Origin of the sequence: Mesorhizobium sp. M2A.F.Ca.ET.037.01.1.1 (assembly GCF_003998075.1) — a bacterium.
Taxonomy (GTDB): Bacteria; Pseudomonadota; Alphaproteobacteria; order Rhizobiales; family Rhizobiaceae; genus Mesorhizobium.
This window is the reverse complement of the sequence record NZ_RZSA01000067.1, coordinates 1-12,298: the sequence shown is the minus strand read 5'-3', so window position 1 is coordinate 12,298 and position 12,298 is coordinate 1. Positions and strand designations below refer to the sequence as shown.

Genomic DNA, 12,298 nt, shown 5'->3' with positions numbered 1-12,298 from the left:
CTCCGCCATCGTATATCTCCGAATTGCCGTAGCGCCTATTCGGCGGCCGCGGCCGTTATGTCGAGATCATGGAACTTGCCGCGGTAGGGCTTCGCCGTCGGCGGCAATTCGCGCTTGAGGTAAAAATCCTCATATTTCAGCTGCCGGAGCAGCACCGGCCAGACCTCGCGATAGGCGTGCCACATCGATGGGTTCGCCACCGGCAGATCATGCTTGATCAGCTCATGCAGCTTCGGCAGCGCGTGGTAGGGCACCATCGGGAACATGTGGTGCTCGACATGATAGTTCATGTTCCAGTAGATGAACCGGCTGACTGGGTTCATGTAAACCGTGCGCGTGTTGAGCCGATGGTCGGTGACGTTGTCGGCGAGCCCAATATGCTGCAACAGCCCCGTCAGCACCATGTGCCAGGTGCCGTAGAGGCGCGGCAGACCGATCAGCACCAGCGGTATCCATGATCCAAGCGCGATCGCGACAGCGATCGTCGCTGCGTAAACCACCATGTGCCAGCGCGCCGCGATCACCGCTTTGTGCTGCTCCATCTGCGGGATGTAGCTCTTCTCGTCCCCCGACAATATGCCGAAGGCTTGGCGCACCAGCGTCGGCAGCGAATAGCGGAAGTCGAGGATGCCGGTGAAGGCCAAAGCCGCCTTGATGAGGTCCGGCGGCCGCATCACCGCGATCTCGGCATCGCGGCCGACGATGATGGTGTCGGTGTGATGGCGCGCATGGCTCCAGCGCCACTGCACCGGATTGCGCATCAGCATGAAGGAAGCGATGTGGTAGACGACATCGTTCATCCAGCGCGTGCGGAAGGCGGTGCCGTGGCCGCATTCGTGCCAGCGCGAGTCGCTCGACGAGCCGTAGAGCACGCCATAGACGAACAGGAACGGCACGACCCACCACGTGCCCCAGAACCAGACGATGCCGACTGCCGAGCCCAGGATCGCGGCGATCCAGATGATGGTATCGCGGATCGCCGGCCCGTCCGAGCGCTGCATCAATTCCTTCATGGTCTTGCGCGGTACATCCGTGTGGTACCACTCGGCCGAGGCGAGCCCGGTCTCGATCGCCCGGCGCGTGCTTTCGCCGACAAGGCTGTAGTCGCGCTTGGTGCTGGAGGCCGTCGTCATCGTCCCTCCCCGCAATCAAAGCCCGTTCGCACGGAATTTGCCGTCGAGGAATGTCTTGGCGCGCGGCACGTCATCCTCGGTCAGATGCTCGATGATCACCGGGATGTTCGGATGCTTCTCGCTGAGCCGCTTGAGATAGAGATCGTAGTTCAGCGCGCCCAGCCCCGGCGCCGGTAGCTCGATCTCGCCGACGCCGCGGAAGGTCAGTCCCTCATGCGCGTCCGCGTCGCCAATATCGGCATGCTTTTCGCTCTTGTCGCCGCCCGAACGCTTCACGTCCTTGGCATGCGCGATTTTGATCTTGTCGGTCAGCGTGTTGAACACCTGGTTCAGCACCTGGTCCATGCGGTCGATGTTGTGCGCCTCGAAATAGTTGGTCGGATCCATCAGCAGGCCAAGTCCGGGATGATCGACCTGCGCGAACATTTTCACCGTCTCCTCGACCGAGCCGACGACATTGTTGACATAGGTCTCGAGCAGGAACACCGCGCCGTGGTCGTAAGCCGTCCGGGCGAGGTCGGAGATCACCTTGCGGCATTCCTCGAAGCCTTCTTCGGTCTTGTTCCTGGGGTGATGCACCCAGTCGGACTCGGTGTTGTAGGTGCCGGTCTCGGAAATCACATAGGGAGAACCGAAGTCGCGCGCGTTGCGGATGATCTCCTTGAGATAGGCAAGCCGCCTTTCCCGTTCTCCCTTCTCCGGATGGATGATGTTGGTGTAGCCGGACACGCAGCAGACCGGCAGGTTATGGTCGCGAAACGTGTCGCGCACCGTCCTCGCCTTGTCCTTGGTGATCTGCCCGGCCGACAGGTCGATATCCTTGAAATGCAGGTCGAGCTGCACGGTGTTGAAACCGAGCGCCCGGATGCGCCTTGCCGATTCCTCCAACTCGTAGGGAAAATAGCCTGTGAAGATACCTGCCTGCATCATGAGGTGAAGTCCTCCGGGTAAGCGATTCAGTTGCCGCGTCTTTCGACTGCCTCAGTCGACGCGGATTTCGGACAGCTTGACGGTACGGCCCTCGGCCATGGACCGGTAGCCGGCCTCGACCAGCGCCATGGTTCTGACGTTGTCGGCAACCGACAGCGCCGGCGACGTGCCGGTCTTCAAGGCATATTTCAGTTGCTCCATGACGCCAATGAAGGCGTGCGGGAACCACATCGTCTCCCAGCTTGGGCTGACCCATTTCCCGCCCGTCGTCTCGGTCGAGGCATAGGTCAGCGTCGAGGCGACGACCTTCGGCCAGCCGATCGTGCCCTTGGCAACGCCCTTGGTGCCGTCGACGCGCCAGGCGATGTGCTGGTCGTCGTCGTAGCCTTCCTGGCGCGGACCGGACCAGACATCCTCCAGCGATACAGCGAGCACGCCGGAAGGAAAGCGCAACGTCGACACCGTGATCCCGTCGGAATGGTCGAATTTCGTGCGCGGGTCCTTGCGCGTCAGCGTGGTGATCTCGTCCGGATCGCCAAACAGGAAACGCAGCACGTCGAGATGATGCACGCTCATATTGGCGAGCGTCAGCCGGTCGTAACCGGCCAGGAAGGTCTGCCAATGCGGGATCGCGTGCATGTCGATCTCGGCAAAGACGATCTCGCCAAGCGCGCCGCTGTCGATGATCTGCTTCAGAACGCGCATCGACTGGTCGTAGCGCATGTTCTGGTTGACAGAGAGGATCTTGCCGGAGGCAGCCGCCTCGTCGCGCAGCCTCACCGCTTCCTCGACCGAAAGCGCCAGCGGCTTCTGCGCCAGGATCGCCTTGATATGCGGCTGCTTGAGCGCATGGCGGATCAGCGCCGGCTGCTGGTCGGGAGGAAAAGCGAGGTCGACGATCTCGACTTGGCTGTCCTCGATCAATTGCTCCGGCGTGTCGTGGACGGTCGGGATATGCCAGCGATCCGCCACCTTCGCGGCATTCGCCTTGGTCCGGGAAGCGATCGCCACCACCGGAAAGCCGGCCTGCGCATAGGCGGCGAGATGGCATTCGGCCATGATCATGCCGGCGCCGATGCAGCCGATCCGGTAGTCCTTGACCCGGACCTTTACGTCCGGCTCGAAACCCGTGCTCGCCATCCATTCCTCCCATCGAGGACTGGATATAACGCGATGGTCCGGGCGTCAGCCAAGGCCAGCGCCATCATTTCCCATCAGCGCTATCAAGCGGCCGCGATCAGCACCGCGCTGTCCGGCGACCAGCTAAGCACGACCGGCTGACCTTCAGCCAACCTTTCGGCGCCGGTGTTCTGGACGATCACCTTCAGCGTCTGGCCATCGCGGTCGACGAAATAGGTGCTGTTGTTGCCGGCGAAGATGCGCTTCGAGACCTGCCCAGTGAGCATGTTGGCACCGACTGGATCGGGCTTTGCCGCACCGGTCGAAATCCGGATGCGTTCCGGCCGGACCGCGCAGCTCGCCTTGGCGCCGGCCGGCACCGAGGCGCCTGTCGAAGCCGCGATCGTCGTGCCGTCGGGCAGCTTGATCCCGGAGCCGGTGGCATTGCCGCGAAAGATGTTGGCGTCGCCGAGGAAGGTCGCGGCGAACTCGCTTTGCGGCCTGTCGTAGATCTCTTCCGGCGGTCCTTCCTGCACCAGCCGGCCGTCACGCAATATGCCGATGCGGTCGCTCATCGTCAGCGCCTCTTCCTGGTCGTGGGTGACGAAGATGGTGGTGATGCCGATCTCGCGCTGAATGCGCTTCAGCTCGATCTGCATGTCGACGCGCAGCGCCTTGTCGAGCGCGCCGAGCGGCTCGTCGAGCAGGAGCACGCGCGGCTTGGTGACGATGGCCCGCGCCAGCGCCACGCGTTGGCGCTGGCCGCCGGAGAGTTGGTGCGGCTTGCGCCCGCCGAGCTTGCCGAGCTGCACGAGATCGAGCGCGCGCTGCACTTCCTTAGCGATCGTCGCCTTCGGCTCGCCGCGCACCGAGAGGCCGAACGCGACATTGTCGGCGACGCTCATATTCGGGAACAGCGCATAGTTCTGGAACACCATGCCGATGCGGCGCTTCTCGACCGGCACCCGCTCGACGCTTTCGCCACCGATGGCGATGCGGCCGGAATCGGGAAAATCGAAGCCGGCGATCTGGCGCAGCAGCGTGGTCTTGCCGCTGCCGGAAGGGCCGATGACGGTGACCACCTCGCCCTTCGCCACCTGCAGGCTGACCGAGCGCAGCACCGCGACCGGGCCGAAGGATTTCGAGACCTCGGCGATGTCGAGAAGCGCTGGGCTGTTGTTGGAGCTGGTGGCCATGGCGTTAGTCCCGGATGAAGGCGAAGCGCCGTTCCAGCCTGCGGCTGGCGTAGGAAAGCGCGTAGTTGACGGCGAAATAGATCAGGGCGCCGAGGATGTAGAGCGGCATCGCCTCATAGGTGCGGCCGATGACCTGGTTGATGGCCTGCATCAGATCGGTGATGCCGAGCAGCGAGACCAGGGCGCTGCCCTTCACGGCGTCGGTGACGCCGTTGATCCAGGGCGGCAGGAAGCGGCGGAAGGCCTGCGGGAAGATGACCGAGGTGAGGCGCTGCCGGAAGGTCAGGCCGATCGCCATCGCCGCCTCTGACTGGCCCTTCGGTATCGAGGCCACGGCGCCGCGCACATATTCGACGACCTGCGCCGTCTTGAACAGCGTGAGCGCCAGCACCGCCGCCCAGAAGGACTGCAGATGCAGTCCGACCGCGGGCAGGCCGTAATAGACGAAGAACATCAGCACCAGGATCGGGATGCCACGGATGGTGTCCGAGAAAATGCGCACCGACCAACGGAGCGGCGCCGGCCCATAGACGAGGCCGACACCCAGCAGCACCCCTGCGATCAAAGACAGGACCACGACCAGCAGCGAGACCCACAAGGTCAAGGCGAAGCCCTCGGCGAGGAACGGCAGGGCGTAGAGGATCTGACTCAGCATCTCAGCGCGCCGCCCTGAAACGGCGTTCGACCAGCCTGAGCGCGAACAGCAGGGCGTAACCGGTCACCAGATACATCGCCGTCGTCACCAGATAGACCTCGACGATGCGGAATGTGTTGAAGTTGATCCACTGGGCGCCATAGGTCAGCTCGGGCACGGAGATGACCGAAGCGATCGAGGTGTCCTTGAACAGCGAGATGAAGGTGTTGGACAGCGCCGGCAGCGTGATGCGCAGCATCGTCGGCAGGCGCACATGGATCAGGCGCTGCCATGGGGTGAGGCCGATCGCCTTGCCGGCGTCGAGTTGGCCGCGCGGCACGGCTTCCAGGCCGGAGCGGAACACTTCGACCAGATAGGCGCCGCTATAGACCGACAGCGTCACGACAAAAGAGGTGGGCGCGCTGTAAGCGAGGTCTATGACGGTCGGCACACCGTAAAAGACGAGGTAGACGAGCAGGATCAATGGCACGTTGCGGATGAATTCGACATAGGCCGCGATGATCGTGCGCACGACGCGCCCGGCCGAGACGTACCAGACCCCCAGCACCAGGCCGATGACGATGCCGATGGCGATCGAGATCACGGCGAGTTCGAGGCTGAGCAGCAGGCCACCCCAAAGCTTGTCGAAATGCCGCCAGATCAGGTTGAAATTGAGCGTGTAGCCCATGCATCCGTCTCAATGGCTCGCGGTGACAAACAATCTCTTGTTTTGGCGCAATTTCGGACGGAAAACCGCTTCACACTTTTCCTGAAATTGCTCAAGGATTCGTCACCCGCACGGCCCGTGTCGAGGAGGCGGAAGAGCGCCTGTCGCGCTCCTCCGCCGGCTTGGCGTAGGCTTGGTCAGATGACCGGGAAGCCTGGATGGCGCGGCGGCGGCTCCTGGCCGAAATATTCCTTGAAGGCGGCGTCATAGAGCGCCGTCTCGTGGCCGAACATGGCAATGGTGAAGGTCTGGTTGACGAAGGTCAGCCAATCCAGGTCGCCTTGCCGGACGGCAGCGCCGTAAAGCATCGAATACCAGCTCTTGCCGGCGTCAAAATATTTGTCCGGGTTGCGCGAGGCGAGCCAGCGCACCGTCGACAGATCGACGGCCGCGGCGTCGGCTCGCTTGGATTCCAGCGCTTGCAGCACGTTCGCCTGGGTGTCGATCTGCAGCACCTGAGCCTGCGGCAAGGCAAAATGCACCGAGCTTTCGGCATCGACATTCTGGAGGATCGAGATGCGGGTGTTGGCGCCATTCGCCAGGAGCTTGTCGAAGGTCTTGTTTTCGGAGCCGGGCAGCGTCAGCAGCGCCACGCCCTCGACATAGTAGGGCCGCGAGAAATGGATCAGCTGCGAGCGCTGCGCGGTCATGGTCATGAACTGGATGGTGATGTCGACCTTGTTGGTCGTCACGTTGGGGATGCGCTGCGCCGGGTCCTGGGTGACGAACTCGACCTTGGTCGGGTCGTCGAAGAGGCCCTTGGCGAGGATGCGGCCCATGGTGATGTCCATGCCGACCAATTCACCGGCGTCGTTCTCGAAATGCCATGGCGCATTGGTGCTGCCGGTGCCGACGATCAGTTTGCCACGATCAAGCGCGGTGCGCAGCACGCTATCGGATGCGGCCTGCGCGGCTGCCTTCTCGGCGCTGATGGCGGTAAGCGCGCCGGCGGTGGCCAGCCCCGCCATTCCAAGTTTCAGAAAATCACGTCTGCCGGATGTGTCGTTCACGGCGACCTCCTTTGATGGTGTGTTCCCCAATGCAGCAGAAATACACGCCGCAATCAGCGATTGTCTCTTACAAGAGACGTGTGTATCCTGTACAAGACAGATACTAGCACCAGGAATCGACAATGCAAGAGAGTGAAATGCTGACCGGGTGGCCGAGCGAAGGCACGGGCGAAGAGCGGCCAGCTGGCTCGCGCGAGAAAGGTCTCAACAGGGTCCTGAACATCCTGGAGTTCCTGCACGCCAACCAGCGAGCGATCGGCATCGGCGAGCTGGCAAAGGGGCTCAACGCGCCGCGCTCGACCACCTACACGCTGGTGCGCGAGCTGGTCGAAGCCGGTCTCCTGGAAATGGCCGGCGACGGCAATCGCGTCTATTTCGGCAAGAAGCTCTATCTCTACGGGATGGCCTATATGCGCGGCAACGACCTGCTGAGGCGCGGCCGCCAGGAGGTCGATACGCTGTCGCGCGAGACCGGGGAGACGTCCGAGCTCTGCATGCTGCAGAGCGGTCGCTACACCATCATCCATTCAAGCCCGGGCACGAGGCCGTTCCGCATCAGCTCGGCCACCGGCCTGCAGATTCCGCTGCCATGGACTGCTTCGGGCCGGTTGCTGCTGGCCGGTCTTGATCGCAGCCGGATCGAGGCGATGGTCACGGAAGACGATCTCGTGCTGCCGGACGGCCGCAAGATAGAGATCGATGACTTCATCGATGACATCGCTCGGGCGCGCGTCACCGGCTATTGCGTCACGTCAGGCCTTGTCGACGCCTATACCAAATGCCTGGCGGCGCCCGTGTTCTCGGCGCCTGGCAAGGTCGAGGCAACGATGTGCCTTGTGGTGCCGATCGACACGTCGGAAGCGCGGACTGGCGAATTGGTCGCGTTGCTGCGCGAGCGCGCCGCCCGGCTTTCGATCTCGTAGACTGTGGAGCGCGGGAAACTGCCCGCTCAGGCGATGATGTCGGGAATGATGCGGTCTTCCAGCGCCGACAGCCGGTCTTTCAGGATCAGCTTCTTCTTTTTCATGCGCTGAATCTGAAGCGGGTCGCAGCCCGTGGCGATCATCGCGTTGATGGCGGCGTCGAAATCGGCGTGTTCTTGTTTGAGCCGGGAATATTCGAGGCGTATTTCAGCCTGTTCCTGTTCGGACATTATCTACCGTCTGCGTATGCATCGCCCAATCGGGCTGTTTGGGCGGGACCGGCTGGGTTTGTGACTTTTCGTCTGAGGCCGGCGCGCAGCCCTTATCACATTTCACTTTGTCGTGGAATGCTACCACGTGTCATTCGACATCGAGATCGGTTGGTGGCAGACTGTCACGGTGCCGTCACAGTCTCAACCTGCGGTGGACGTGCCTGCGACGGCTGCAATCGAGGAAACCATGAAAGGGAGAACCAATCATGTCTCTTGCATCCCATCTTGATGAGTTGCAGCGGAAACACGGTGATATCGAGCGCGAGCTCACCGACGCCATGAACCATCCTTCGGTGGACGACCTCGAAATCGTGAATCTCAAGCGACGCAAGCTGGCAATCAAGGACGAGATTGAAAAGCTGAAGGCTAGCCCGACGACACACTGAAGCTCCTCCAGGCACCATCGCCGCAACCCGCCGCGGTGAAACGTCCGGTGGCAGGAAATGCCACCGGCATGGTGTTTTTTAACTGAAATCGATGGAACGTTCGGTCGCGGATGCCGCGATCGGCAGAGCTGGCGTTTTTCGCGTGGCGGCTGCTGATTTGCCAACCTCGCCTGGCGCTTGCCATTGACAAGCCATCTTTGCTCCGCCACCTCATGCCGGGAACTTTCAGATGAAGGCGACCGGCATGACCGGATATTTCTCTTCTCCCTTCCCACGGCGCAGGTCGGTCGGCGTTTCGGTCGGCGGCGTGATGGTCGGCGGCGGCGCGCCCGTCGTCGTGCAGTCGATGACCAACACCGACACCGCCGATGTCGACCAGACTGTCGCCCAGGTCGCGGCGCTGCATCGTGCCGGGTCGGAAATCGTGCGCATCACCGTTGACCGCGACGAGAGCGCGGCGGCGGTTCCGCGCATCCACGAGAGGCTGCTCAGGCTCGGCATCGATGTGCCGCTGGTCGGCGACTTCCACTATATCGGCCACAAGCTCTTGGCCGATCATCCGGCTTGCGCCGAGGCGCTGGCGAAATATCGCATCAATCCCGGCAATGTCGGCTTCAAGGACAAGAAGGACCGCCAGTTCGCGGCGATCGTCGAAATGGCGATTAGACATGACAAGCCGGTGCGCATCGGCGTCAACTGGGGTTCGCTCGACCAGGAGCTGTTGACCCGGCTGATGGACCAGAACCAGGCTCAGGGCTCGCCGCTCACCGCGCAGGAAGTCACGCGCGAGGCGATCGTCCAGTCGGCCATCCTGTCGGCCGAGATGGCGGAAGAGATCGGGCTTGGCCGCGACAAGATCATCCTGTCGGCCAAGGTCAGCGGCGTGCAGGACCTGATCGCCGTCTATACCGAGCTTGCCACACGCTCCGACCATGCGCTGCATCTCGGCCTCACCGAGGCCGGCATGGGCACCAAGGGCATCGTCGCCTCTTCGGCCGCCATGGGAATCCTGCTGCAGCAGGGCATCGGCGACACGATCCGCATCTCGCTGACGCCGGAGCCCAACGGCGACCGCACGCGCGAGGTGCAGGTGTCGCAGGAATTGCTGCAGACCATGGGCTTCCGGCAGTTCGTGCCGATCGTCGCCGCCTGCCCAGGCTGCGGCCGCACGACATCCACCGTCTTCCAGGAACTCGCCCAGAGCATCCAGGCCGATATCCGCAAGAACATGCCGGTGTGGCGCGAGAAATATCCGGGCGTCGAGAACCTCAAGGTCGCGGTGATGGGCTGCATCGTCAATGGTCCCGGCGAATCCAAGCATGCCGACATCGGCATATCCTTGCCTGGCACCGGCGAGACGCCGACGGCGCCTGTCTTCATCGACGGCAAGAAGGCGGCGACGCTGCGCGGTCCGTCCATCGCGCAGGATTTCGAGAAGATGGTCGGCGACTATATCGAGCAGCGCTACGGACACGGCAAAGCCGCGGCCGAGTAGGCCTATGCACCGTTTCCTCACGGTGGCCCTGGCCTTGCTGTGCAGCTTGAGTTGGGTGGCGGGCGCGTCCGCCGACCCGCCGCAGTCGAAATCGGCCGGCAAACGGCTGATCAACCGAGTCTGCGATCTGATCGAAGCCCAAGCCCAACAGAACGGGCTGCCCAAGGATTTCTTCGCCCGGCTGATCTGGAAGGAAAGCCGCTTCGATCCGAACGCGGTGAGCCCGGTCGGCGCCGAAGGCATCGCGCAGTTCATGCCGGGAACCGCCAAGATGCGCGGCCTGGCCAATTCCTTCGACATCGAGCAGGCCATTCCGGCTTCCGCGAAATATCTAGCCGAGATGAAGGCGGGCTATGGCAATCTCGGCCTCGCGGCCGCGGCCTACAATGCCGGCGAGAACCGCGTGTCGCGCTGGCTGGCCTCCGGCGGCTTCCTGCCGATGGAGACGGAAAGCTATGTCTTCGACATCATGGGCGAACCCGTCGACAAGTTTTCCGACAAATCCTATGCCGGCACCGTCGAGCCGCTCGACCCCAAGATGAGCTTCGCGGTCGCCTGCCGCCGGCTGCCGGTGATCATGTCGCGGACGGTCGCCATGGCCTCGATCAACGTCAAGCCGTGGGGCGTGCAGGTGGCGGGCAATTTCCGCCGTTCCGCGGCGATCGGCCAATGGCTGAGGGTCAAGAGCCGGTTCCCGGCGCTGCTCGCCAGCCATGATCCGGTGGTGAGCCGGGTGCGCACGCCGATCGGGCGGCGCGGCATCTACGCGGTCAGGATCGGCGCGGACTCGCGCGGCGAGGCCAACGGCATCTGCGACAAGCTGCAAAGCGTCGGCGGCGCCTGCGTGGTGATGCGCAACCGGTAGCTATGCCGTCTTAGCCGTCACCGTCTCGCTGAGCCAGGTGCCGATCTTGGCGCCAAGGCGGTCGGGCGATACCGGCTTCGGCAGATAATCGTCCATGCCGGCCTCGATGCATTTCTCGCGGTCGCCCTTCAGCGCATGCGCGGTGACGCCGATGATCGGCGTGCGCTCACCGTTCTGCGCTTCCATCGCACGGATGGCGCGGGTCGCCTCATAGCCGTTCATTTCCGGCATAGAGACGTCCATCAGCACCAGGCGGGGGCGCAGCGCGCGGTACATTTCGACAGCCGTGCGGCCATTGCCGGCGATGCGGTAGCTGAGACCGAAGCCATTGAGGATCTGGCCGAAGACCAGCTGGTTCACGTCATTGTCCTCGGCGATCAGGATATCGATCGGGCCGCTCGGCGCTGCGGTCGATTCCGGTGCCGCCGGCACGGGCGCCGCCGGGCCGCGAATGACGGTGAAGGACGGCGCCGCCGCGACCGGCTCGCGCACGAAATGAGCCTTGGTGCCCTGCATGCGCGCCTTCTGTATGGCGGAGATCACCGTGCCCAGCAGCACCGCCGAACGCGCCGGCTTGGTGAGATGCGCGACGATGCCGAAATCGATAACCATCCTGCCGAAATCCACCTGGTCGACCGAGGTGAGCAGCACGACCGGGATGGACGAAAGCCGGCTGTCGGCGGCAATCGCCTTGGCGACATCGGCGCCGTTCATGCCGGGCATCTGGTAGTCGAGGATAATGCAGTCGACAGAGGCGCCGAGCTGGCAGGCGCGGTCGAGGAAGGCAAGGCCGACAGCGCCGCTTTCGGCGGCCGCACAGTCGAAGCTCCAGCTTCTGAGCTGCTCCAGCAGAATCTCCCGGTTGACCGGATTGTCGTCGATGACCAGCACCCGGGCGCCGGTGACATCGACCGGCACCAGCTTGTCGGCCGCCGCCTGGTTGTGCGCCGGCAGCGGCACGGCGAACCAGAAGACGGAGCCGCGGCCGATCTCGCTTTCGACGCCGATCTTGCCGCCCATCAGGTCGACAAGCCGGGCGCCGATCGCAAGGCCAAGCCCGGTGCCTTCGTGGCGACGGGTCGAGGAGCCGTCGACCTGGGCGAATTTCTCGAACACGCTTTGCAGCTTTTCGGCCGGGATGCCGATGCCGGTGTCCTCGACGCGGACCTTGAGCTGGACGACGCCGTCGACGACATCGCCGCCGACATCGACCAGCACATGGCCCTTCTCGGTGAACTTCACGGCGTTGCCAAGCAGATTGGTGACGATCTGGCGGAAGCGTCCGGCATCGCCGACGACAAAGGCCGGCAGGCGCGGGTCGACGCGCACGATGAGCTCGAGGTTCTTTTCGGCAACGCGCGCCGACACCAGCGTCGCCACATCCTCGACCGCTTCCGCCAGGCGGAAGGGAGCGGGGTCGAGGGTGAGCTGGCCGGCATTGATCTTCGAGAAATCGAGGATGTCGTTGATGATGGTGAGCAGCGCGTTGCCGGATTTGACGATGACATCGGTGAAGGTCTTCTGGCGGGGCGTAAGCTCCGTCTTGGCCAGCAGCTCGGCCATGCCGAGCACGCCGTTCATCGGCGTGCGGATCTCATGGCTCATATT

Annotated in this window: 13 protein-coding genes; 4 read left to right on the top strand and 9 right to left on the bottom strand. The window is 63.4% G+C overall.

What is annotated here, in order from left to right; translation table 11 throughout:
- Window positions 1-35 precede the first annotated feature (35 nt).
- The 7 genes from EOA27_RS05920 to EOA27_RS05890 all read right to left on the bottom strand — a co-directional run bounded on the left by EOA27_RS05920 (window position 36) and on the right by EOA27_RS05890 (window position 6,707).
- The gene (locus EOA27_RS05920) at window positions 36-1,133 is read right to left on the bottom strand and encodes a fatty acid desaturase family protein (protein WP_126081892.1); all 1,098 of its coding nucleotides are present in this window, start codon (window positions 1,131-1,133) and stop codon (window positions 36-38) included.
- A gap of 15 nt (window positions 1,134-1,148) precedes the next feature.
- Window positions 1,149-2,063 carry a sugar phosphate isomerase/epimerase gene (locus EOA27_RS05915; RefSeq protein WP_126081891.1) on the bottom strand — a complete coding sequence of 305 codons (915 nt, stop codon included), beginning with the start codon at window positions 2,061-2,063 and terminating at the stop codon, window positions 1,149-1,151.
- Window positions 2,064-2,114: 51 nt separating this feature from the next.
- A complete protein-coding gene (locus EOA27_RS05910) occupies window positions 2,115-3,203 on the bottom strand; it encodes a Gfo/Idh/MocA family oxidoreductase (RefSeq protein WP_126081890.1) in 1,089 nt (362 codons plus the stop codon).
- Window positions 3,204-3,286: 83 nt separating this feature from the next.
- The gene (locus EOA27_RS05905; RefSeq protein WP_127255727.1) at window positions 3,287-4,378 is read right to left on the bottom strand and encodes an ABC transporter ATP-binding protein; all 1,092 of its coding nucleotides are present in this window, start codon (window positions 4,376-4,378) and stop codon (window positions 3,287-3,289) included.
- A gap of 4 nt (window positions 4,379-4,382) precedes the next feature.
- Complete coding sequence (locus tag EOA27_RS05900; protein ID WP_126080816.1) at window positions 4,383-5,033, bottom strand: amino acid ABC transporter permease; 651 nt, start codon at window positions 5,031-5,033, stop codon at window positions 4,383-4,385.
- Between the two features lies 1 nt (window position 5,034).
- The gene (locus EOA27_RS05895; protein ID WP_126080815.1) at window positions 5,035-5,700 is read right to left on the bottom strand and encodes an amino acid ABC transporter permease; all 666 of its coding nucleotides are present in this window, start codon (window positions 5,698-5,700) and stop codon (window positions 5,035-5,037) included.
- 176 nt (window positions 5,701-5,876) lie between these two features.
- Window positions 5,877-6,707 (bottom strand): transporter substrate-binding domain-containing protein, encoded by an 831-nt coding sequence (locus tag EOA27_RS05890; RefSeq protein WP_189341575.1) that lies wholly within the window; start codon window positions 6,705-6,707, stop codon window positions 5,877-5,879.
- A 164-nt stretch (window positions 6,708-6,871) separates the two neighbouring features.
- Between EOA27_RS05890 and EOA27_RS05885 the strand changes: the two genes are divergently transcribed.
- Window positions 6,872-7,672 carry an IclR family transcriptional regulator gene (locus EOA27_RS05885; protein WP_126080813.1) on the top strand — a complete coding sequence of 267 codons (801 nt, stop codon included), beginning with the start codon at window positions 6,872-6,874 and terminating at the stop codon, window positions 7,670-7,672.
- Window positions 7,673-7,698: 26 nt separating this feature from the next.
- Here the strand turns inward: EOA27_RS05885 and EOA27_RS05880 are convergent, their stop codons facing one another.
- Window positions 7,699-7,902: a YdcH family protein gene (locus EOA27_RS05880; protein ID WP_126080812.1), complete on the bottom strand. Its 204-nt coding sequence runs from the start codon at window positions 7,900-7,902 to the stop codon at window positions 7,699-7,701.
- A 248-nt stretch (window positions 7,903-8,150) separates the two neighbouring features.
- Between EOA27_RS05880 and EOA27_RS05875 the strand changes: the two genes are divergently transcribed.
- The 3 genes from EOA27_RS05875 to EOA27_RS05865 all read left to right on the top strand — a co-directional run bounded on the left by EOA27_RS05875 (window position 8,151) and on the right by EOA27_RS05865 (window position 10,690).
- Entirely contained in the window at window positions 8,151-8,330 is a 180-nt protein-coding gene (locus tag EOA27_RS05875) for a YdcH family protein (RefSeq protein ID WP_042641511.1), read from the top strand.
- 244 nt (window positions 8,331-8,574) lie between these two features.
- Window positions 8,575-9,825 carry a flavodoxin-dependent (E)-4-hydroxy-3-methylbut-2-enyl-diphosphate synthase gene (ispG, locus tag EOA27_RS05870; RefSeq protein WP_126080811.1) on the top strand — a complete coding sequence of 417 codons (1,251 nt, stop codon included), beginning with the start codon at window positions 8,575-8,577 and terminating at the stop codon, window positions 9,823-9,825.
- Between the two features lie 4 nt (window positions 9,826-9,829).
- Window positions 9,830-10,690: a lytic transglycosylase domain-containing protein gene (locus EOA27_RS05865; protein WP_126080810.1), complete on the top strand. Its 861-nt coding sequence runs from the start codon at window positions 9,830-9,832 to the stop codon at window positions 10,688-10,690.
- Here the strand turns inward: EOA27_RS05865 and EOA27_RS05860 are convergent.
- Window positions 10,691-12,298 (bottom strand): response regulator (locus EOA27_RS05860; protein WP_127255725.1); only part of this gene is annotated, 1,608 nt, incomplete at its 5' end. It abuts the gene before it with no gap.